The organism is Micromonospora okii, from assembly GCF_020884795.1.
GTDB classification, from domain to species: domain Bacteria; phylum Actinomycetota; class Actinomycetes; order Mycobacteriales; family Micromonosporaceae; genus Micromonospora; species Micromonospora okii.
In genome coordinates, this window is record NZ_BBZF01000028.1 from 76433 (window position 1) to 98862 (window position 22430).

Below are 22430 nucleotides of genomic sequence, written 5' to 3' on the forward strand. Positions count from 1 at the left end.
GTCCCCGACTCGTCCAGCAGCCGAGGGTCCAGCACGCAACAACGACACCTACTCCCGCCTCGCCGCCGGCTTCACCATCGGCACCACCAACGCCTGGCCGCACTCACTGGCGGCTGGTCGCCGGGGCGGGCTCGGGCTCGGGCTCCAGGGTGACCTGGCTGCGTCGCGCGACCGGGACGATCACCGCCGACGCGGCGAGCGCGGCGAGGGCGATGCCCAGCCAACCCCAGAACCCGAACGTGATGACCAGGCCGGAGAGCACCGCCGGGCCGACGATGTTCTGCGTGATGACGTGCAGGTCGAACGCGCCCAGGTACTCGCCCTGGGCGTGCTCGGGGGCGAGGCCGAAGGCGAGCCCCCAGCCGGAGGCGGCCTGCATCACCTCGGCCACCGAGAGGATCAGCACGCCGGCGACGATCGCCACGCAGGCGAGCGCCACGTTGTCATTCAGTGCGGTCAGGGCGATGACCAGGCATCCGCCGGCGAGCCAGTAACCGGAGCGCCGGGCGAGCCGGCCGGCTCCCGCCACGGTGTCCGCGCCGCGGCTGGCCCGGACCTGGAACAGGATGACGAACACGGTGTTGAAGATCAGCAGCAGTGGCACCAGGAAGTGCGGCAGGGCAGTGCGGTTGAGCGCCCAGAGCGGCATGGTGACCAGGATGACGCTGACGTGCGAGGCGAGGACCGTCGAGACGCCGATGACCGCGAGGAAGCGCGGGTCGCGGACGGCTGCGAAGCGCTTGAAGCCCACCGGCACCGGCCGTGACGGCGCGTCGGGCAGGCGGGTGACCAGCAGCGCGGCGCCCACCATCAGCGCGGCGGTGGTGAGCGGGATGAGCACCAGCAGCCGCTGGCTGAGTGCGGCGACGGCGGCCACCCCGATGCCGATGCTGAAGCCGATGTTGAACACCGAGCGCATCAACGCCTTGAGCTTGACCCGTTCGTCGGCGGGCACGAGGTTGCCGACCAGGGCCCCGTTCGCCGGTCCGGTGCCGTACTCGATGAATCCGACGGCGACCACCAGGGCGTAGAACTGCGCCGCGCTGCCCACCAGGGTGTAGAGGCCGAAGCCGACCGCCAGGGTGGTGAACAGGACGATCAGCAGCCGCCGCGCGCCCACCCGGTCGGCGATCACCCCGAAGAGCACCGACGACACGAAGGCGGAGAGGCCGGCTGCGGAGAGGCCCAAGCCGACCTGCTTGGCGTCGAGCCCGACGCGGAGCGTGAAGTAGACGACGCTGCCGCTGAGGAAGACGCCCTTGCCGATCGACTCGGCCAGCCGGATCGCGATCAGTTTCCTGCGCAGCGGATCGCTCGGCACCAAACGGAACGAATAATCAATCAATCGCGAAAAGGGCATGTTCCCACATCCTGGCGTAATGGCGCGGTCACCATCAATAATCGTGATCCAGGTGGCGGATGGACAGGGACTGCGGGAGGCGGTAGGCGGGACGACTTCCCGGCCGTCCGGGACATCTGCCGCTGGACAACCCGGGGCCGCTGCGCTAGGCGTACGCGCAGATCGGGGCGGGTCTCGCTGGCCCGCCGACCGGATGCGCAGGTCGTGGCCCTGCGGATGCACCCCTGGCGGCGAAACGTTTCCGACGGACAGTAGCTCCGATGCGTCTTCGTTTACGTAATTGACCTCCGAAAATGGGACGGATGATTGACAGGAGGTCTTGACGGTCGTGTATATATGTTGTTCTAGCGACCGTAGGTAGCTGTTCACGCCGATGAGGCGGTCCGTTCCCGCGACGTCTCCCGCCAGGAGGCGTCGCGGGCTGCTTGGGGGGACAGGGTGAGGTGTGGCAATGGTCGGCGTTGGCTCGTCCAGGGACCTGACTCATACGACGAGACGGGATCCGGAGGCGGTCGCGGACGGGGCACGACCCCGGGTCGTGACGGTGGTGCTGGCCGACGCTCAGCCGGTGGTGCGCAGGGGGCTGCATGCCCTGCTGTCCACCTCGACTGAGGTCGACGTGGTGGCCGAGGCGGGATCGGCGCAGGAGGCGCTGCGGAGCGCGGCGTCGGTCCGCCCCGACGTGCTCGTGCTCGACATCGCGATGCCGGACTTCCAGACCGGCACTCTCCAGGAGATCACCCGGGCCTCGCCGTCGACCGCGGTGCTGGTCTTCACCGCCGTGGAGGACGAGGCCGCCGTGATCGCCACCATGCGCGCCGGCGCCCGGGGGTACGTGCTCAAGAGCTGCCCCGGCGACGGCATCGTGCGGACGGTCCGGGGTCTGGCCACCGGCGAGGTGATCCTCGGTCCCCGGGTGGCCGACCTGCTCATCGGGCAGCTCGGCCGGGAGCCGCGCAACCAGCAGATGTTCCCGGAGTTGACGGAGCGCGAGCGGCAGGTGCTGGAGCTGATCGCGGCGGGCATGCGCAACGCCGCGATCGCCGCCCGGCTCAACCTGTCCCCGAAGACGATCAGCAACCACATCTCGACGATTTTCAACAAACTGAACGTGTCGGACCGGTACGAGGCGATCGAGATGGCCCGCAAGGCCCGGTTCGCCCGCTCACGGCCGTACCGGCCGGCGCTCGACCTGGTAGCCGGCGGCGGCATTTCCCGCCTGCACGGCGCGGGCGCGGTGCCGTTGCGCGGTGCGGGCGGCTCGGCGGCCCTGGCCAGCCTGCGCTCGGTGGAGGGATGAACAGCATGAACCTGGACCTGGAGACCATCGCCAACCGGCTGGAGCCGCGCTTCGGCAAGGCCGCCCACCGCTGGACCGGCACCTTGCCGCAGCGGCTGACCGACCTCGTCGCCGAGTGGGGGCTCGTCCTCGGTGAGCAACTCAAGTCCGGCAACTCCTCGGTGGTGTTCCGCTGCACCGGGCCGCAGGGTGAGGCGGTGCTGAAGCTGTCACCGGACAGCTACGCGGTGCGGGAGGAGGTCGACATGCTGCGCCAGTTCGGGCCCAGCGGGCGGGTGCCGGTGGTGCTGGCGGCGGCCCGGGGCGCGGTGCTGCTGGAGTCGATCCGGCCGGGCACGCTGGTGGAGAAGATGGCGCAGCCCCCCACCCCCGCCGACTACGCCGACTTCCTCACCGACCTGCACGCCGCCGGTGACCCGGCCGCCGCGCCCCGGCAGCTCACCGACTGGATCGACGTGCTGTTCAACTCGGCGGACCGGCGGGGCGCCGACCTCACCGGGTCGAAGCGCCTGCGCGACGACCTCTTCGCGGCACCCACCGAGACCGTGCTGCTCCACGGCGACCTGCACCTGGGCAACGTGCTCAGCGGGGGCGCCCGGGGGTTGGTGGCGATCGACCCGATGGCCTGCGCCGGCGACCCCTGCTTCGACGCCGTCGACTACGTGCTCGAGGGGCTGGATCGCGCCGAGATGGTACGCCGCCGCGACGAACTCGCCGCCGCCGCCGGGATCGACGTCGACCGGCTCGACATGTGGTGCCGGGTGACCGCGCCGATCGGCGCCACGTACGTCAGCAACCCGGCACACTCGGCCGAGCTGGCCGCCTTCGGGCGCGGCGAGTACTGACCGCCCGGTCGAATCGCCAGGTCGAGGCGCACCGCGCGGTGCGCCTCGACCTGGCGTAGCTTTTGGGCCCCGCGGCGGCGGCCGGGAAAGTGACCGTGGGCACGCCGGCGTGCCGGGTCGGCGGTGATGTCGACGGCGGCCAGGATGCCTCCCTCCCGCAGCGGCTGTGCCCACCGGCCGGATCCGCCGCTGGCCCCGCCCTGCCCGCATCCACGTCCCGGCCGGACCGGGTCACGGCTCGGGCCGTGCCGGCGGATCCGTCCGGCAGCCGACCGGGAGGTTTTCCCTGCCGGGGCGGGAAGGCCCGCTCTGTCGGGCGGGACGCCCGGACGGCCACGATCGCCACATGGTTCGTACCGGTCGTGCTTCGTTCGCTCAGGAACGGCTCTACTTCCTCAACCAGCTGCAACCCGGCAACCCGGCCTACGTGGTGGCCTTCGGGGTGCACCTGCACGGCACGCTTCGCCCCGAGGCGCTGCGCGCGGCCCTGCTGCGCGTCACCGCTCGGCACGAGGCGCTGCGTACCACGTTCGCGCTGGTGGACGGGGTGCTCACCCAGCGGGTGGTGGACTCCCCGCAGGCGGAGATCGAGATCGAGGCCGGGGAGTGGGCCGACCGGGACACCCAGGAGGGGTTCCTGCGTGCCCTGGTCGCCGAGCAGGCGTGCCGGGCGTTCGCGCTCGACGAGGGGCCGGTGCTGCGCGCGTACCTGCGCTCCTGGGGGCCCGACGAGCACACCCTGGCGGTGCTGGTCCACCACATCGCCTGCGACGGCTGGTCGGTCGGGCTGCTGCTGCGCGACCTCGCCGCCGAGTACAACGCCGCGCTGGCCGGCGCGGACGGTGCCGGCCACGCCGAACCGGCCGAGTCCTACCTGGCGTACGCGCAGCGGCAGCGCGCCGCCTGGGAGCGGGACGCCTCCGGGCTGGACTTCTGGCGTACCGAGCTGCGGGACGTCCCGCAGCTCGCGCTGCTCACCGACTTCCCCCGGCCGAGCGTGCTCGGCAACCGGGGCGCGGTGCTGCGCCGGCCGGTCGACGCCGAGCTGGTCGACCGGCTGACCGCGTGGGCACGGGAGCGCGGGACGACGCTGTTCGCGGTGGCCCTGGCCGCCTACGCCTCGGTGCTGTCCCGCTACGCCCGCCAGTCCGAGGTGGTGATCGGGGTCCCGGTGGCCAACCGGATGGACGAGGCCGAGGAGCGGGTGGTCGGCTGCCTGGTCAACACCCTGCCGATCCGGCTCGACCTGGCCGGCCGGCCCCGCTTCGCCGAGCTGGTCGACCGGGCCCGCCGGGCCAGCATGGCCGCCTTCGCCAACCAGGACGTGCCGTTCGAGGAGATCGTGCGGGCCACCGTGGGAGAGCGGCAGCTCAGCCACGCGCCGCTGTTCCAGACCTCGCTGACCGTGCAGAACTTCCCGTTCGCCTTTCCCGACCTCGACGGGGTGAAGCTGACCGAGGTGGACGTCGAGGTCGACGTCACGAAGTTCGACGTGGGGCTCACCCTCGACGTCTCCACCGACGTCCCGTTCCTGCGCGCCGAGTACAGCACCGAACTGTTCGCCGAGGAGACCGTCGCCACTCTGCTCCGGCACTACCTGACCTTCCTGCGCTCGATCGTGGAGGAGCCGGACGCCGAGCCGTCGATGGTGGACGCCGCCGAGCACCGGCTGCTCGTCGAGGAGGTGAACCCGCCACTGACCGCCGAGCCGATCGGGTACCCGTCGGTGCTGCACCGCTTCGACGAGCACGTGGCGCGTACCCCGGACGCGGTGGCGGTGCGGCACCGCGACGCGACGGTGACCTACGCCGAGCTGGACCGCTGGGCCGGACGGATCGCCGCCGGCCTCGCGGACCTGGGGATCGGCCACGGCGACCGGGTCGGGCTGCTGCTGGGCCGCTCACCCGCGGTGATCGCGGCCATCATCGGGGTGTGGCGGCTCGGCGCCATCTACGTGCCGCTGGACCCGGAGTATCCCCGGCAGCGCCTAGACCTGATCACCGCCAGCGCCGGGCTGCGGATCATGCTGGCGGAGCCCGGTACCGCCGAAACCGCCCGGGCGCTCACCGCCGACCGGGGCATCCGGGTGGCCGACCCGCACACCCTCGACGGGGCCGTCGAGGTGCCGCGGGCCTACCCCGCCGGGGACGACCCGGCCTACGTCATCTACACCTCCGGCTCGACCGGGGTGCCCAAGGGCGTGCTGGTCGGGCACGGCGGCCTGGACGCCCTGAACACCCCCACCCCCGCTGGTCTCGACGTCACCGCCGACGACGTGTGGCTGGCGGCCAGCTCCTTCTCGTTCGACGCCTCGGTGTGGGAGATGTGGGGGGCGTTGACCACCGGCGGCCGGCTGGTCATCGCCGACCAGTCGGACCTGGTCGACCGGGAGCGGCTCGCCGCCCTGGTGCACCGGGAGGCGGTCACGTCGGTGTTCCAGACGCCGGGTGCCCTCTACCGACTGCTCCCGCCCTACCTGCGGCAGCTCGGGAGCGAGCGGTCCCGGCTGCGCTACGTCGTCCTCGGTGGCGAGGCGTTGAGCTGGGCCCGTCTCACCCGGCTGGTCGGCGAGGCGCCCAACCTGAACACGGTCTTCGTGAACATGTACGGCATCACCGAGGGCACCATCCACTGCACGATCTTCGCCGCGCCCACCGCCGAGCTGGCCCGCGTCCGGGAGGGCAACGTCGGTGTACCGCTGCCGTCGGCACGCTGCTACGTCCTCGACGAGGAGCTGCGCCCGACCGGGGTGGACGTGCCCGGCGAGCTGTACTGCGGCGGGGTGCTCGTCGCGCAGGGCTACGTCGGCAATCCCGAGCTGACCGCCGCCCGCTTCCTGCCCGACCCGTACGGGCGGGGAGTCATGTACAAGACCGGCGACGTGGTCAAGTGGGGCACCGACGGCAACATGGTCTACCTGGGCCGCAACGACACCCAGGTGCAGCTCCGCGGCTACCGGGTGGAGTTGGCCGAGGTCGAGGGCGCGTTCCTGACCCACCCGGCGGTGCGCTCGTGCGCGGTGGCGGCCGAGAACGACCAACTGGTCGCCTTCGTGGTCGGCGGGACCGGCCCGGACACCGAACGCGAGCTGCGCGGCCACGTCCGGCAGACGCTGCCCGCCTACATGGTGCCGGCCCGGATCCTCACGGTCGAGGCGATCCCGCTCACCACCCACGGCAAGGTGGACACCGCCCGCCTGCTGGCCGAGACCCGCGCGGCCCGGACGGCCGCCGCGCCGGCTCCGGCCGCCGACCGCGCCACCGGCACTGACCTTCAGGAGCGGGTACGGGCCTGCTGGAGCGAGGTGCTCGGCCGCTCCGACGTGGGGCTGCACGACAACTTCTTCGACCTGGGCGGGCACAGCTTCGCGCTGATCACGTTGCAACAGCGGCTCGCCGACGACGGGCTGGAGGTCTCCGTGACGGACCTGTTCCGGGTCGGCACGGTCGCCGGCTGCGCGGCGCACCTGCGCGAGGCCGCCCCGGTGCTGGCCGACGCGCGGGTCGCCCAGCGCCACCAGGGGCGGGCCCTGCTCGCCGGCCGGCGGCGCGGTGCCGGAGGCGACCGTGGTTGAGCCCGACGACGACGCCGCGGTGGCCGTGGTCGGCATGGCCGTCCGCGTCCCCGGCGCGGACCGCGACCTGGACCGGTTCTGGCACCACGTGGTGCACGGCATCGACGCGGTCAGCTTCTTCACCCCGGAGCAGTTGCTCGGCTGGGGCGTGCCGAAGGACCTCGTCGAGCATCCCGACTTCGTGCCGGCCCGGGCGGTGCTGGAGGGCGCGGACCGCTTCGACCACCGACTGTTCAGCTACTCACCGTCGGACAGCGCGCTGATGGACCCCCAGCAGCGGGTCCTGCTGGAGTGCGCGTGGGCGGCGCTGGAGCACGCCGGCCAGCCGCCGGTCGCCGCCGACGGCAACCGGATCGGGGTGTACGTGGGCACCGGGCTCAACGTCTACCTGCTCGACAACGTCTGGCCCAACCAGCGCGCCGTCGAGGCGGCCGGCGGCCTCGGGCTGATCATCGGCAGCGACAAGGACTTCGCGGCCACCCGGATCGCGTACAAGCTGAATCTGCAGGGCCCGGCGGTCACGGTGCAGGCCGCCTGCTCGACCTCGCTGGTCGCGGTGCACCAGGCGGTGCAGGCGCTGCTGACCTACGACGCCGACGTGGCGCTGGCCGGGGCGGCGACGGTGGCGCCGCCGACGCGGCGCGGGCACCGGTACGAGCCCGGCGGCATCTTCTCCGCCGACGGTCGGTGCCGGGCCTTCGACGCTGCCGCCGACGGGACCGTGCCCGGCGACGGGGCGGGCGTGGTGGTGCTCAAGCGCCTCGCCGACGCGCGCCGGGACGGGGACACCGTGCACGCGGTCATCCGGGGGTCGGCGATCAACAACGACGGCCTGCGCAAGGCCGGCTTCACCGCACCCGGCCCCACCGGCCAGGCCGCGGTGATCTCGGCGGCGCTGGAGGTGGCCGGCGTCGACCCGGACACCGTCGGGCTGATCGAGACGCACGGCACCGGCACCGCGCTGGGCGACCCGATCGAGGTGGCGGCCCTGCGGCAGGTCTTCGACAGCGACCGGCCCGACCGCGCCCCCTGCGCGCTCGGCGCGGTCAAGTCGGTCGTCGGGCACCTGGACACCGCGGCCGGCGTGATCGGGCTGGTCAAGGCGGTGCTGGCGCTGAAACACCGGACCGTCCCGCCGATCGCCCACCTGAGCACCCCCAACCCCCGGGTCGAGCTGACTGGCTCGGTCTTCGACCTGCCGGTGGCGGCGCGGCCCTGGACCCCGATCGACGGGGTGCTGCGGGCCGGGGTCAGCTCCTTCGGCATCGGCGGCACCAACGCCCACGTCGTCCTCGAAGCCGCCCCGGACTCCGCGCCCCGCCGCCGTCGGCACGTCACCGAGCTGGTCCTCGTCGCCGCGAAGACGGCCGCCGCGGCCCAGGAGAGCGTCGACCGCGCGGTGGACCTCGTGGCCCGGACCGCCCCCGGCGACCTGGCCGACATCGCGTACACGCTGCGGACCGGCCGCGCCGAGCTGCCCTGGCGGGCGGCGTTCCTCACCGGCCCGCACGGTCCGGCGGCCGGGACCGGCGCGCCGGGTCCGGCGGTGCGGCAGGTCGACGCGAAGGCGCGGGCGCGGGGCGTGGGCCTGTACCTCACCGCGGCCGGCGAGCTGACCGGCAACCGGCCGAACTACGACGCCGATCCGGTCTACCGGGCCACCGCCGACGAGGGGGCGGCGCTGCTGCGCGGGCAGCCCCTCGACGAGCCGGCCCGGGAGCGGGTCACCCGGCTGGTCGCCTGCGTCGGCCTGGCCCGGTCGCTACGCGGTCGGGGGATCGCCCCCCGCGAACTGGCCGGCACCGGCCTCGGCCTGCTGGCCGGCGCGGTGGTGGCCGGGGTGCTCACCCTGCCGGAGGCGGTGGCGCTGCTGTGCGGCGACCTCGACCCGGCCCGGCTCCGCCCCGCCGAGCTGCCGCTGCGGCCGGCCGGCGGGGAACCGCTCACGGACGCCGAGTGCGCCGACCCGACCCGCTGGCGGGCGGCGGCGCTCGCCCCGGCCGCGCCGCAGCCGCTCCCACCCGACCCGGACCGGCTGCTCTGGATCGAGGTCGGCACGAGCGTCACCCCCCGGTTCGGGCCGGACCCGTCGACGCTGCCCACCGATCGGCACGCCCGGCTGCTGGCGACCGTCGGCGCGCTGTGGCAGCTCGGCCTGGCCGGCCCCTGGGACCCCGCGTACGACACGGGGCGGCAACGGGTGCCCGCCCCCACCTACCCCTTCGCCGCCACCCGGCACTACCTGGACGCCCCCGCTACCCACCTGGACACAGAGAGGCACCACTGATGCGCGACGTAGACGACCGGACCTGGGTGGCCGAGTTCGAGGAGCTGTGGAAGGAGGTGCTCGGCGTCGACACGGTCGACGACGACGACGACTTCTTCGACCTCGGCGGCCACTCGCTGAGCGCGCTGCGGTTCAGCACCCTGATCCGCCAGGAGCTCAACCTCGCGGTGATGTTCGGTCACGTGCTGGAGAACCCCCGCTTCGCCGACCTGCGAACCGTGGCGAGCCAGGTGCCGGCGGAGCGGCCGGCGGCGGAGGTGGTGTGATGGACCGCCCGGATCTGGCCGCCTGGACGCCACTGGCCGCCCAGGTTCTCGGCGTCGCGCCCGAGCACCTGCGGAAGGCGGCGGCCACCGAGTCCTTCGTCGGCCTGGGCGGCACCTCGTTGCAGGCCATCGCGCTGGTCGCGCTCGGCCAGCGGGAGTTGCGGGCGCACGTGGAGGCGGGCCGGCTGCTCTCCGCGCTGCCGCTGGCGCAGGTGCTCGCCGACGCGGTCGGGTACGTCGACACCGCTCCCCCGGTGCTCGCGCGGCAGCCCGCCGAACGGGACCTGCTGCCCGGCCAGCGGTCCATGCTCGCCGCGCACCTGCTCGACCGGGACGCGCCCTACCACCTGATGTTCACCCTGGAGGCGGACGGTCCGCTGGACCCGGCCCGCGTCCGCCGGGTGCTGGGGGAGCTGGCCGCCCGGCACGAGGCGCTGCGCACCCGCTTCGTCCACGAGCCCCGGCAGGCCCGGATCGTGCTGCCCGCGCCGTACCAGCCGCGGCTGCTGCACCAGGCGCTGCCCGGCGACGACGCGGTCCGCACCGTGCACGACCTGTACGGCACCGCGGCGGCGCGGCTGCTGCGCCCCTTCGAGGAGCCACCGGTCGTGTTCGTGCTGACCCGGGCCGGGGACCGGGATCTGCTGACCCTGCTGGTGCACCACGTGATCAGCGACGGCTGGAGCATCGGGCTGCTCTGGCGTGAGTTCACCGAGCGCTACGCCGCCGACGCGGCGGGCGCCGCAGCGGCCGGGGACGACGTGGCGGGCGCCGCAGCGGCCGGGGACGACGCGGCGGGCGCCGCAGCGCCCGGGGACGACGCGGCGGCGGCTCCCGGGTCCGCGCCCTCCCCCGACTGGGTCGGCAGCCGGCTGGCCGCGCGGGAGGCGGCCGGGGAGGTGGACGCCGCGCTGGCCCGGATCCGGACCCGGCTGGCGGGCGCGCCGGGCACGGTGGCGCTCGCCACCGACCTGCCCCCGCTGGCCGAGGCCGACGGGCGGGGCGCCCGCCTGCACTTCCACCTCGACCCGGCGACGGCCGGCGCGGTGACCGACCTGGCCCGCCGGTGCGGGGTGACCGTGACGTCGGTGGTCATGGCGGGCTGGGCGCTGGCCGCGTCCCGCCACGCCGGGCTGGACGACCTGGTCCTCGGGGTGCCCGCAGCGGGCCGCTTCGAGGCGGGCATGGCGGAGATCGTGGGCCTGTGCACCCGGGTCGTCCCGGTGCGCTGCGCGAGCCGCGACGAGCTGACCGTACGGGAGCACGTCCGGGTCCTCGCCGGGGCGGTGGGCGAGGCCGCCGCCGACGCCGACGTGCCGTTCGAGCGGGTCGTCGCGGCGCTCGACGTCCCCACCGACCCGGCGCGCAACCCGCTGGCGCAGTTCGGCTTCGCCGCCCACCACGAGCTGGTCCCCGACGAGCTGACCGGGGGTGGCCGGCGCTGGCGGCTGCACGAGGGGCACTGCCACGGCGCGGTCTTCGACGCCCTGCTCTACCTCCAGTCCTGGTCGGCGCGCCCACGGCTGGCCCTGGAGTACGCGACGTCGGTGCTCACCGCCGCCGAGGCCGGTGAGCTGGTCGAGTCGTTCCGGGCGGCGCTGGCCGCGCTCGCCGCCGACCCGGACGCGCCCCTGGGTGCGATCAGCACGCTCTCGCCGGCCCAGCGGGACCGGCTGCGCGCGCTGGGCGCCGGTGGTCCGCACCACACCACCGACGACGTGTGGCACCGGCTCGCCCGCCACGCCCGCGACGCGGGCGAGCGGATCGCGCTGGTCGACCCGCAGGCCGGGCTCACCCTCACCTACCGCGAACTGCACGACCGCGCCGTCGCCCAGGCGAGCCTGCTGCACACCCACGGAGTGCGGGCCGGCGACGGGGTGCTGCTGGAGCTGCCGCGCTCGGCGGCGGAGGCGGTGGCGGTGCTGGGCGTGCTGCGGCTCGGCGCGTACTACGTGGCGGTCGACCGGGACGCCACCGACGAGTGGCGGGCGCACCTGGCCGAGGCGGTCGCACCCCGCGCCCGGCTCGGCGTGGACGCACCCGGACCGCACTGGGCCGGCGTGGCGGACTGCCCGCTGGTCGACCTTCACGACCCGGCCCCGGTCTCCGACGCCGGCCCCGAGGCGGCACCGGCCGGGCCGGACCGGACCGCGTACACCTCGTTCACCTCCGGCTCGACCGGCGTGCCGAAGGGGGTGGTCGTCCCGCACCGGGCGGTGCTGCGCCTCGCCGACGACCCGGGGCTCTTCGTCGACCGGCCGGGCATGCGGATGCTGCGCCTGTCCCCGCTGGCGTTCGACGCGTCCACCCTGGAGCTGCTGGTACCGCTGGCCAACGGGGACACCGTGGTGGTCTTCCCGGCCGGGGAGCCGACGCCCAGCGGGCTGACCGGGTTCCTGCGCGCCGAGGCCGTCAGCCACGCCTGGCTCACCTCGGGCGTCTTCCACCTGGTCGCGGATCACCGGCCGGATGCCTTCGCCGGGCTGCGGCAGCTCTTCACCGGGGGCGGCGTGGTCTCCCCGGCGCACGTGCGCCGGGTGCTGGCCGCCTGCCCGGGGCTGCGGCTCACCAACGGCTACGGCCCGACCGAGAACACCACGTTCACCACCACGTACTCGGTCGACCACGCCGATGCCACCCCGGATCCGCTGCCGATCGGCGGGCCGGTGCGCGGCACCGACCTGTACGTCGTGGGTCCGGGCGGACGCCTCGTCCCGCCCGGGGCGGTCGGCGAGCTGTGGGCGGCGGGGACCGGGCTCGCCGACGGCTACCTCGACGACCCGGCCCGTACGGACGCCTCGTTCGTCCGCTCCGAGGAGCTGGGGACGCGCCTGTACCGCACCGGTGACCTGGTGCGCTGGGGGGCGGACGGGCAGCTGCGGTTCCTCGGCCGCAACGACCGCCAGGTGAAGATCGCCGGCCACCGGGTCGAGTTGGTCGACATCGAGCGCCGGCTGCGCGCCCGGCCCGGCGTACGCGACGCGGTGGTCTTCACCGTCGGCGACCCGGCGACCGGGGTGCGCCTGTGCGCCGCTCTGAAGCCCGACGCGGACGGCGTCGAGGTGGCCGACGTGCGCCGGGCGGTGGAGCCGGAGCTGGCCCCGTACGCGCGCCCGCAGCAGTGGCACACCGTGGCCGAGTTCCCGCTGGACCGCAACGGCAAGGTCGACCTGCGCGCGCTGGCCGCCCTGGTCGCCGCCGCGCCCCCCACCGCAGCCGTGGCGTCGTCCTCGGCATCGGCGTCGTCCTCGGCGTCGCTGGCCGAGTTCGAGGAGCTGGTCACGGGGGCGTGGGTGGAGGCGCTGGGCACCGACGACTTCGACCTCGACGAGGCCTTCTTCGACGTCGGCGGGGAGTCCCTGCGGCTGGCCGTGGTCCGCCGGCTGCTCCAGGAGCGGCTCTCCGGCCGGAGCGTCCCGCTGACCGACCTCTACCGCTTTCCGACCGTCCAGACGCTGGCCCGGCATCTGCACGCACAGACCGAAGGAGCAGGCGCACCCTCATGAACGGCGACATCGCGATCGTAGGCATGGCGGGCCGGTTCCCCGGCGCCGCCGACGTCTGGCAGTACTGGTCCAACCTGGCCGCCGGAAAGATCACCATCAGCTCGCTGACCCGCAACGAACTGCTGGCCGCCGGGGTGCCCGCCGACCGGCTGGACGACCCCGCGTACGTGCCGGCGCGCGGGATGCTGGCCGACCCGGAGCTCTTCGACGCCGCCTTCTTCGGCATCACCCCCCGGGAGGCGGAGACCACCGACCCGCAGCACCGGCTGCTGATGCAGACCGCCTGGGCCGCGCTCGAGTCGGCCGGGCTCGCCACCGACGCGCCCTTCGGCCGGGTCGGCGTCTTCGCCGGCGCGGGCTTCAACTACTACGCGCTCAACCACGTCTTCGCGCAGCCCGGCCTGGTCGACGCGCAGGGGCTGCTGTCGGTGGTGCTCGGCAACGAGAAGGACCACCTGGCCGCGAAGATCGCCTACCGGCTGGGCCTGGGCGGGCCCGCCGTCACCGTGCAGACCGCCTGCTCGACCTCGCTCGTGGCGGTGCACCTGGCCGCGCAGAGCCTGCGCGCCGGGGACTCGGACGTCGCGCTGGCCGGCGGGGCCTGCGTGGCCGTGCCGCAGCACTCCGGCTACCTGTACGAGACCAAGGGCATCATGTCGGCCGACGGCACCTGTCGCCCGTTCGACGCCACCGCGGACGGGACCGTGCCCGGCAACGGCGTCGCCCTGGTGGTGCTCAAGCGCGTCGAGGACGCCCGCCGCGACGGCGACACCGTGTACGCGGTGATCAAGGGCTCGGCGGTGAACAACGACGGCAGCCTGAAGGTCGGCTACACCGCCCCCGGGGTCGCCGGCCAGATCGACGTGCTGACCCGCGCGTACGCCGCCGCCGGGGTGGCGCCCGCCTCCGTCGGCTACCTGGAGGCGCACGGCACCGCCACCGAGGTCGGCGACGCCATCGAGCTGTCCGCGCTGACCGAGGTCTTCACCCGGGGCACGCGGCCCTGCTCGCTCGGCTCGGTCAAGGCCAACGTCGGCCACCTCGACGCGGCGGCCGGGGTCGCCGGGCTCATCAAGGCCGCGCTGGCGCTGCACTTCCGCCAGATCCCGCCGCTGGCCGGTCTGAAGGAGGCCCGGCCCGAGCTGCTCGACGGCTCCACCCCGTTCACGGTGGACGCCGTGGCCCGGTCCTGGGAGACCGACGGTACGCCGCGCCGGGCCGGGGTCAGCGCGTTCGGCCTCGGCGGCACCAACGTCCACGTGGTGCTGGAGGAGGGGGACGGGCAGGCCGTGCCGGTCTCGACCGCCCCGCCCGAGGAGCGCACCGAGTTGGTGGTGCTCTCCGGGCGTACCCCGGAGGCGGTCCGGGACGCCGCCGAGCAGCTCGGCGAGCACCTGCGGCAGCGCCCCGACCTGCCGCTGGCCGACGTCGCCCGCACCCTGCAGTCGTACCGCCGGCACTTCCCGCACCGGCTCGCGGTGGCCGCCCGGGACCTCGCCGAGACGGTGACCCGGCTGCGCCGCGCCCCGGCCCGGGCGGCGGCCCGCCGGCCCAGCGTGGTCCTCCTCTTCCCCGGCCAGGGCGCCGAGTTCCCCGCCATGTCCCGGGGCCTCTACGACCGCTACCCCTCGTTCCGGGCCGACCTCGACCAGGGGGCGCGGCTGCTCACCCCGATCCTCGGGCTGGACCCGCGGGAGGTGCTGGTCGACGAGGACCCGCAGGACGTGGTGCACCGCACCGACGTGGCCCAGCCCGTGCTGGCGCTGCACGAGCTGGCCCTCGGCCGGCTGCTGCTCTCCTGGGGGGTACGCCCGGCCGCGCTGGTCGGCCACTCCGTCGGCGAGTTCACCGCCGCCGCGCTGGCCGGGGAGCTGGCCGGTGACGACATGCTGCGCCTGGTGGCGACCCGGGGCCGGCTCATGCAGGACGCACCCGAGGGCGGCATGCTGGTCGTCCTCGCCTCCCAGCCCGCCCTCACCCCCCACCTGGCCGGCCTGGACGAGCTCGACGTGGCCGCGCGCAACGCCCCCGACCTGACCGTGGTGGCCGGGCCGGTGGCGCAGCTCGACGCGCTCCGGGACCGGCTGACCGGGGCGGGCGTGCACTGGCGGGCGCTGCCCGCCCGGCGGGCCTTCCACAGCCGGATGATGGCCGACGCGGCCCGGCAGTTCGGCGCGGAGGCGGACCGGGTGGACCACCGTCCCCGCACCGTTCCGGTGATCAGCACGGTGGACGGTGCGCTGCTCGGCAAGGGGCTGTCCCGCCCGGGGGGCTACTGGGCGACCCAGCTACGCAGCCCGGTCGGCTACCACGACGCGCTGCTGACCGCGCTCGGCCTGCCCGACCCGGTCCTGGTCGAGGTGGGGCCGGGAAGCGCGCTGACCGGCGCCGCCCGGCAGGCCCCGCAGGGCCGGCCGGTGCCCGGGTACGCCCTGCAGCCACGGGCGACGGCCCGCCCGGACGCCGGCGACGTGCTGGCCGGGGTCGGTGCGCTCTGGACGGCCGGGGTGGGCGTGGACTGGCCGGCGCTGCGCGGCGGCACCGGCAGTCGACGGGTCGCGCTGCCCGGCTACCCGTTCGCCCCCACCCGGCACTGGCTCGACGTCGCACCGCCGGTCCCGGACGACCCGGCACCCCCGGTCCCGGACGATCCGACACCGCCGGCCGGCGGCGGGGACGGCCTGGTGGGGGAGATCGTGGCGCTCTGGACCGCCCTGATCGGCGCCCCGGAGATCGGCCCGGACACGAACTTCTTCGCGGTCGGCGGCGATTCGCTGCTCCTCATCCGCATGATCAGCCAGGTGCAGCGCCGCTACGGCGTGCGGGTGCCGATGGACGACCTCGCCGCGGACCCCACGCCGCGCGTGCTGGCCGGGCTGGTGACCGCGTGACCGGCCGCCACGAGGACCTGGACCTCGCCGCTGCGGTGGCGGCCGTGCTCTGCCACCGGCTCGGCGGCGCGACCGAGGTCGCGGTGCGCGGCCCGCGCGGCGAGCTGCGGCTGCGCGTGGGCCCGGAGCACACCCTCGACCAGGTACGCGCGCAGGCGCGCAGCGTGTCCCCGGAGGCGGCGCCGGACGTGCTGCTGCCCGCAGCGGAACCGGACGTGCTGTTGCCCGCACCGGCCACCACCGCCGCCACTGCCGGCGGCGCCGCGGCCACCCTGGGCACCCTGCCGGTGCGCTTCCTGCGCCACCAAGGCGACGCGCGGTGGCTGCCGGAGCGCCTGCACACCCTGCACGCCTGGCTCACCGCCCACCCGGACCGGCCGGTACGGGAGGCGACGCTGGTCGGCCCCGAGGAGCGCCGCACCCTGCTCGGCTTCAACCCCGCGCCGACGCCCGCCCCGCGCACCCCGGTGCACGAGCTGATCTGCCGGCAGGCGGAACGCACCCCGGACACCGTCGCGCTGCGCGGCGACGGCCGCCACCTCAGCTACCGCGAGTTCCTGGACGAGGCAGCGGCGCTGGCCGGGCGGCTGCGCGCGGACGGGGTGGGTCCGGGGTCGGTGGTCGGGCTCTGCGCCGAGCGCAGCCCCGAACTGGTGGTCGCGGTGCTCGGCGTGCTGCTGGCCGGTGCGGCGTACCTGCCGGTCGACCCGTCGCACCCGCGCCCCCGGCTGGACCTCATGCTCGGCACCGCCGGGGCGGCCCTGGTGCTGGCCGACCCGGCGGGGCAGGCCGCGCTCGGTGCCGCGCCGACCGTGCCCGTCCGCCCGCTGGACGGCGGCGACCGGGCCGCCACGCCGGTCGACTGGCGCGGCTACCGGGCGCCGGAGGAGGTGGTCCACGGCCTCTCGTACGTGATCTTCACCTCCGGGTCGACCGGCGCGCCCAAGGGCGTGCAGATGACGCACCTGTCGCTGGCCAACCGCCTGGTCTGGATGCAGGACAGCTACCGGATCGGCCCGGGTGACGTGGTGTTGCAGAAGACGCCGTACACCTTCGACGTCTCGGTGTGGGAGCTGCTCTGGCCCTTCCTCACCGGCGCCACCCTCGTGACGGCGCAGCCGCAGGCGCACCGCGACCCGCAGGAGATGGTCGAGGTGATCGCCCGCGAGTCGGTGACCACCGTCCACTTCGTGCCCTCCATGCTCGCCCTCTTCGTCGAGGAGGCCGGGCTGGACCGCTGCGCCGACCTACGCCGGGTGATCTGCAGCGGGGAGGCGCTGCCGCCGAAGCTGGTCAACAAGCTCACCGCCGTGCTGCCCCGGGTGCGGGTGCACAATCTGTACGGCCCCACCGAGGCGGCCATCGACGTCACCGCCTGGCCGTGCCGCCGGCCCGAACCGGCGGACACCGTGCCGATCGGCCGGCCGATCAGCAACGTCGTCGCGTACGTGCTCGACGACCGGGGCGATCTCGCTCCGCTGGGCCAGGTCGGGGAGCTGGTGGTCGGCGGGGACTGCCTCGCTCGCGGCTATGCCGGCCGGCCCGACCTGACCGCCGAGCGGTTCGTCGAGGTGACGGTCGCCGGCCGGCCGCAGCGGGTGTACCGGACCGGGGACCTGGTCTGGTGGTCGCCGGAGGGCCACCTCAACTACGTCGGCCGGGTCGACACCCAGGTCAAGATCCGCGGGCAGCGGGTGGAGCTTGGTGAGATCGAGTCGAGCCTCAACCGGCACCCGTTCGTGGCCAACAGCGTCGTGCTGCTCCGCGAGGACCTGGGCACCGCGCCGACCCTGGTGGCGTACCTGGTCGCCGAGCGCGACGCCGACCCGGCCCGCCTGACCGAGCCGGCGCTGCGCGCCTTCCTCGCCGAGGCGTTGCCCGACCACATGGTGCCGGTACGCTACGTCCTCCTGCCCGAGCTGCCCGCCACCGCCAACGGCAAGATCGACCGGCGGGCGCTGCCCCCTCCGCCGGCCCGGGTCCGCCGCCGCTCCGGCGTCGGTGCGGGCCGCCTCGATCACGCCGCTCTGTCGTGATCGTCACGGCGGGCGAGTATCAGACCGAATAGCACAGCCGTGGAGCGTCCAGGTGACCTACGGTGACCTGGACGCAGGGCAGCCCGCATGGCGTACCTGCGATTCGCGCGACCCCGCGACGGCGCAAGCGACGCACTCCTACGCCACCGAACCCGCACGGCTTCGCATCGGTGGCATCCGGAGAGGCAAGCGAGCCGTCACGCGTCCACCCTCGGGGAGGTCGACTTCTCGGGATGCGGGCGGTTCCGGGTCGCACCGGTGCGGGCGTGCGTCGCGTAGAGGGCGAGCCCCACGAAGACCAGGCCGCCGACCAGGTTGCCGACAACTGTGGGAATCTCGTTCCACACCAGGTAGTCGGCGATGGAGAAGTCGCCGCCGAGCATCAGGCCGGCTGGGAACAGGAACATGTTCACCACCGAGTGCTCGAACCCCATGTAGAAGAAGACCAGGATTGGCATCCACATGCCGATCACCTTTCCCGACACCGACGTCGAGATCATCGCGGCGACGACGCCGGTGGAGACCATCCAGTTGCACAGGACACCGCGGATGAAGAGGGTCAGCATCCCGGCGGCACCGTGGTCGGCGTACCCGACCGTCCGCGACGCGCCGATCGCGCCGAGCCGCTGGCCGACCTCGTTCGGGTCCACGCTGAAGGCGAAGGTCAGGATCACGGCCATCATGAGCGCAACGGTGAGCGCGCCGGCGAAGTTGCCCACGAAAACCAGGCCCCAGTTGCGCAGGACCGAACGCAGTCTGACGCCCGGCCGCCTGTCGATCAGGGCGAGGGGAACAAGGGTGAACACACCGGTCAGGAGGTCGAACCCGAGCAGGTACAGCAGGCAGAACCCGACGGGGAAGAGAAGGGCTCCGACGAGGGGTTGACCCGTCTCCACGGTAATGGTGACCGCGAACGCCGCAGCGAGCGCGAGGATGGCGCCGGCCATGTAAGCACGGATCAATGTGTCCCGGGTGGACATGAAGACTTTTGTCTCGCCCGCGTCGATCATTTTCGCAACGAGCTCTGTTGGGGCCACGTAGGACATGGACTCGATCCCTCCGGTGTGGGCAACCGCGGACCTGCCGGTGAGCCCATGATCCGGGCTGTCCGGTCGGTCTCGGCACTATAGATGCCCTTCCCCGTCGCACCATGAGGATCATCGACGTACGTGAGATCAGCCCGTTTTGTCGGAGCAGTGCTGCCTGGTGCCCGCTCCTGCCTGCGGGAGCTGGGGCAGCCGGTGCCGCCGAAGCCGGCACCGGCATGGACCTGCGCGTCGAGCCGATCTCACCCTGACCATCCGCGCTGCGGCACCAGCATCCTCCACCGCACAGGAGCTCGCGCCGCCGGCCTCTTGGACCGCCCACCACCCGTGTCCGTCACCCGGGTGACGGACAACCCCGCCCCGATACCTCAATCTACGGCGGGGAGACATCCAAGGCCCCGGACAGGCACGACCCGGGCAGGATGATGTCGCGCTGGCCGAGCTTGTCCCGAGCCACGACAGCGAGCGGCTGCGCGTGGTGCATTCTTCGCGCGATGGTCGGCCGGCTCGTTTAGCTGTTCCAGCCAGGGGTACAGCCGATCTTGTAGCCGCCTCGGTCGGCACTGACCGGACGCTCAACCCAGAGGCGACCGAACCCGAAATCGATCCGCGTATCGACCGGCAATCCGAGACGCAGTGGAGGCCAATACAGGGCAAGGTGTGTGTCGCTGGTTCGGCTCCACAGGTCTCGACACGGGCTCGTCGGTGCCATCGCCGCCCGCCTTGGCGAGAACGCCGTGGTCCTGCTGACGACCGGGCGGACGACTCGAAGGAAATCCGTGCCATGCCAGGCGGTGCGGGTCCACGTAGAGGAGGATCCATGGAGCTGACAGCCGCGACCACCATCCGTAAACCCCCGTCGGAGGTCTACAGGTTCTGGCGCAGTTGGGAAAACCTTCCGACGTTCATGGCGCATCTCGAGGAGGTCCGCACCACCGGTGACCGCACGAGCCACTGGGTCGCTGGCGCCCCGTTCGGCAAGGACGTCGAGTGGGATGCGGAGATCGTCGACGAGGCGCCGGGCGAGAAGATCGCGTGGCGTTCGACCAGCGACGCCGACGTGCCGAACGCCGGTACGGTCCGGTTCGTGCCAGCCCCGGACGGTGTCAGCACCGAGGTGCAGGTCGTTCTCACGTACGACATTCCGGGTGGCGCGGTCGGCAAGGCGGTCGCGAAGTACTTCGGCGAGGAGCCGCACCAGCAGCTCGACGACGATCTGCGCCGGCTCAAGCAGGTGCTGGAGACCGGGGAAGTGGTCCGGTCCGACGGTGCCCCGTGGGGTAAGCGGGCCCGCAAGGAGTTCCCGCAGCGTCCGGCGCAACCGCTGTCGGACTCCGAGCTGGCGAAGGGAGCGGACCAATGAGGGCGAACACCTGGGCGGGCCGCAACAAGGTCGAGGTCCGTGACGTGCCGGACCCGAAGATCCTGAACAAGCGCGATGCCATCGTACGGATCACCTCCACCGCGATCTGCGGCTCGGACCTGCACCTCGTCGACGGGTACGTGCCCACGATGCAGAACGGCGACGTCATGGGGCACGAGTTCATGGGCGAGGTGGTCGAGGTCGGATCGGGAGTTCCCGGGGACAAACTGCGGGTCGGCGACCGGGTCGTCGTGCCGTTCCCGATCGCCTGCGGCGCGTGCGCCGCCTGCGCCGCCGAGCTCTACTCCTGCTGCGAGAACTCCAACCCCAACGCCGGGATCGCGGAGAAGATGTTCGGTCACCCCGTCGCCGGGATCTTCGGCTACTCGCATCTGACCGGCGGCTTCGCGGGCGGTCAGGCCCAGTACGCGCGGGTGCCGTTCGCCGACGTCGGTCCGCTGAAGATCGAGTCGGATCTGACCGACGAGCAGGTGCTGTTCCTGTCCGACATCCTGCCCACCGGCTACATGGGTGCCGAGATGTGCGACATCCAGCCCAGTGACGTGGTGGCGGTGTGGGGTGCCGGCCCGGTCGGCCAGTTCGCCATGGACAGCGCCCGCGTGCTCGGGGCGGCGAAGGTCATCGCCATCGACAAGGAGCCGTACCGGCTGCAGATGGCGGAACGGGCGGGCCACACGCCGGTGAACTTCGAGGAGGTGGACGTGCGGTCCCGGCTGCTGGAACTGACCGGTGGGCGGGGACCGGACAAGTGCATCGACGCGGTCGGTATGGAGGCCAGCCACGGCGCCGCGCACATCCACGCCTACGACCGGATCAAGCAGGCCGTCCGGTCGGAGACCGAACGCCCGCACGCCCTGCGCCAAGCGATCATGTCGTGCCGCAGCGGCGGCGTGGTCTCGGTCATCGGCGTGTACGGCGGCTTCCTCGACAAGTTCCCGGCCGGTGCCTGGATGAACCGGTCACTGACCCTGCGCACCGGCCAGTGCCACGTCCAGCGGTACATGCGGCCACTGCTGCAGCGCATCGAGAGCGGAGAGATCGACCCGACCCGCATCATCACCCACACCCTTCCGCTCGACGAGGCGGAACGCGGCTTCGAGATCTTCAAGAACAAGCAGGACAACTGCGAGAAGGTCGTCCTCAAGCCGTGACCGACAACCGTCTTCGCACGGTCGGGCCGACATCCACCGGACGGCTGCTCTCGGTCCGGCGCGTGTCCCTGTCCCTGGTCGCCGGCATCGCGGCTGCGGCGGTAGCCGCGGTGCTCGGCGCGCCGGAACTGAGCATCCTCCTGGGCTGGATCGTCGCGGCCGGCGTGGCCCTGATCTGGGTGTGGCGCATCAGCTGGCCGCAAGGTCCGGAAGGGACCGAGCGGCTGGCCGAAGCGGAGAGCCGGTCGCGGTCGACCGACTCCGCCGTGCTGATCGCCAGCGGAGTCAGCCTGGCCGCCGTCGCCGAAGCGCTGATTCGGTCTTCCGGGAGCCAGGACGCCATCGGTGTGGCCGCCGTCATCTCCAGCGTCGTCGTGGTCACCCTGTCGTGGGCGTTGGTAAACACGGTGTTCGCATTCAAGTACGCCCGGATGTACTACCGCGATACTGACGGCGGCATCGACTTCAAACAACAGACGCCGCCGCGCTACAGCGACTTCGCCTACATGGCGTTCACCGTCGGCATGGCCTTCGGTGTCACCGAGACCGAACCGACCCTCAGCAGCGTACGTCGGGTAGCCCTCGGGCACGCTCTGCTGTCCTACGTTTTCGGTACCGGCATCCTTGCTGTTGCCATCAACCTCGTCACGAATCTCGGGCAGTCTTCCTGAGAGGGCGCACCGCCCACGGTAGGGCTGCTCCGCTCTCCGCACCCGCAAGGAGATCAAAGCCAGCGTCGCACGAACCGGCCCGACCGCAGACCCACCACGAGCGCCCACAGTCC

General features: G+C 73.4%; 13 protein-coding genes. 11 read left to right on the forward strand and 2 right to left on the reverse strand.

Annotation, left to right across the window (positions count from 1 at the left end; genetic code table 11):
• Nucleotides 1-103 precede the first annotated feature (103 nt).
• Entirely contained in the window at nt 104-1321 is a 1218-nt protein-coding gene (locus LPU43_RS26495) for an MFS transporter (protein WP_229403263.1), read from the reverse strand.
• Between the two features lie 577 nt (nt 1322-1898).
• Here LPU43_RS26495 and LPU43_RS26500 point away from each other — a divergent pair.
• The 8 genes from LPU43_RS26500 to LPU43_RS26535 all read left to right on the forward strand — a co-directional run bounded on the left by LPU43_RS26500 (nt 1899) and on the right by LPU43_RS26535 (nt 18065).
• Nucleotides 1899-2660, forward strand: coding sequence for a LuxR C-terminal-related transcriptional regulator (locus LPU43_RS26500; protein WP_229403264.1), 762 nt, complete (start codon nt 1899-1901; stop codon nt 2658-2660).
• Complete coding sequence (locus tag LPU43_RS26505; RefSeq protein ID WP_229403265.1) at nt 2657-3505, forward strand: aminoglycoside phosphotransferase family protein; 849 nt, start codon at nt 2657-2659, stop codon at nt 3503-3505. Before LPU43_RS26500 ends, LPU43_RS26505 begins: the two co-directional genes overlap by 4 nt.
• Nucleotides 3506-3851: 346 nt before the next feature.
• On the forward strand, nt 3852-7079 hold the full coding sequence (locus tag LPU43_RS26510) for a non-ribosomal peptide synthetase (protein WP_229403266.1): 3228 nt from the start codon (nt 3852-3854) through the stop codon (nt 7077-7079).
• Complete coding sequence (locus LPU43_RS26515; RefSeq protein WP_229403267.1) at nt 7072-9366, forward strand: beta-ketoacyl synthase N-terminal-like domain-containing protein; 2295 nt, start codon at nt 7072-7074, stop codon at nt 9364-9366. The genes LPU43_RS26510 and LPU43_RS26515 overlap by 8 nt, the downstream gene beginning before the upstream one ends.
• The gene (locus LPU43_RS26520) at nt 9366-9632 is read left to right on the forward strand and encodes a phosphopantetheine-binding protein (protein ID WP_229403268.1); all 267 of its coding nucleotides are present in this window, start codon (nt 9366-9368) and stop codon (nt 9630-9632) included. The genes LPU43_RS26515 and LPU43_RS26520 overlap by 1 nt, the downstream gene beginning before the upstream one ends.
• Complete coding sequence (locus tag LPU43_RS26525; protein WP_229403269.1) at nt 9632-13138, forward strand: non-ribosomal peptide synthetase; 3507 nt, start codon at nt 9632-9634, stop codon at nt 13136-13138. Before LPU43_RS26520 ends, LPU43_RS26525 begins: the two co-directional genes overlap by 1 nt.
• The gene (locus LPU43_RS26530) at nt 13135-16029 is read left to right on the forward strand and encodes a type I polyketide synthase (protein WP_229403270.1); all 2895 of its coding nucleotides are present in this window, start codon (nt 13135-13137) and stop codon (nt 16027-16029) included. The genes LPU43_RS26525 and LPU43_RS26530 overlap by 4 nt, the downstream gene beginning before the upstream one ends.
• Complete coding sequence (locus LPU43_RS26535) at nt 16026-18065, forward strand: amino acid adenylation domain-containing protein (protein WP_229403271.1); 2040 nt, start codon at nt 16026-16028, stop codon at nt 18063-18065. The genes LPU43_RS26530 and LPU43_RS26535 overlap by 4 nt, the downstream gene beginning before the upstream one ends.
• Nucleotides 18066-18262: 197 nt before the next feature.
• Here LPU43_RS26535 and LPU43_RS26540 read toward each other — a convergent pair whose 3' ends face one another.
• Nucleotides 18263-19111, reverse strand: a complete 849-nt coding sequence (locus LPU43_RS26540) for a formate/nitrite transporter family protein (RefSeq protein ID WP_229403272.1) — start codon at nt 19109-19111, stop codon at nt 18263-18265.
• An 820-nt stretch (nt 19112-19931) separates the two neighbouring features.
• On the opposite strand from LPU43_RS26540, the gene LPU43_RS26545 reads away from it, so the two are divergent.
• From LPU43_RS26545 to LPU43_RS26555, 3 genes are read left to right on the forward strand one after another with little or no spacing between them, the layout of a single operon-like run.
• Entirely contained in the window at nt 19932-20474 is a 543-nt protein-coding gene (locus tag LPU43_RS26545; RefSeq protein WP_229403273.1) for an SRPBCC family protein, read from the forward strand.
• Nucleotides 20471-21646, forward strand: a complete 1176-nt coding sequence (locus tag LPU43_RS26550) for a zinc-dependent alcohol dehydrogenase (protein WP_229403274.1) — start codon at nt 20471-20473, stop codon at nt 21644-21646. The genes LPU43_RS26545 and LPU43_RS26550 overlap by 4 nt, the downstream gene beginning before the upstream one ends.
• Nucleotides 21643-22317: a DUF1345 domain-containing protein gene (locus LPU43_RS26555; RefSeq protein WP_229403275.1), complete on the forward strand. Its 675-nt coding sequence runs from the start codon at nt 21643-21645 to the stop codon at nt 22315-22317. Before LPU43_RS26550 ends, LPU43_RS26555 begins: the two co-directional genes overlap by 4 nt.
• The last annotated feature ends 113 nt before the right edge of the window (nt 22318-22430 follow it).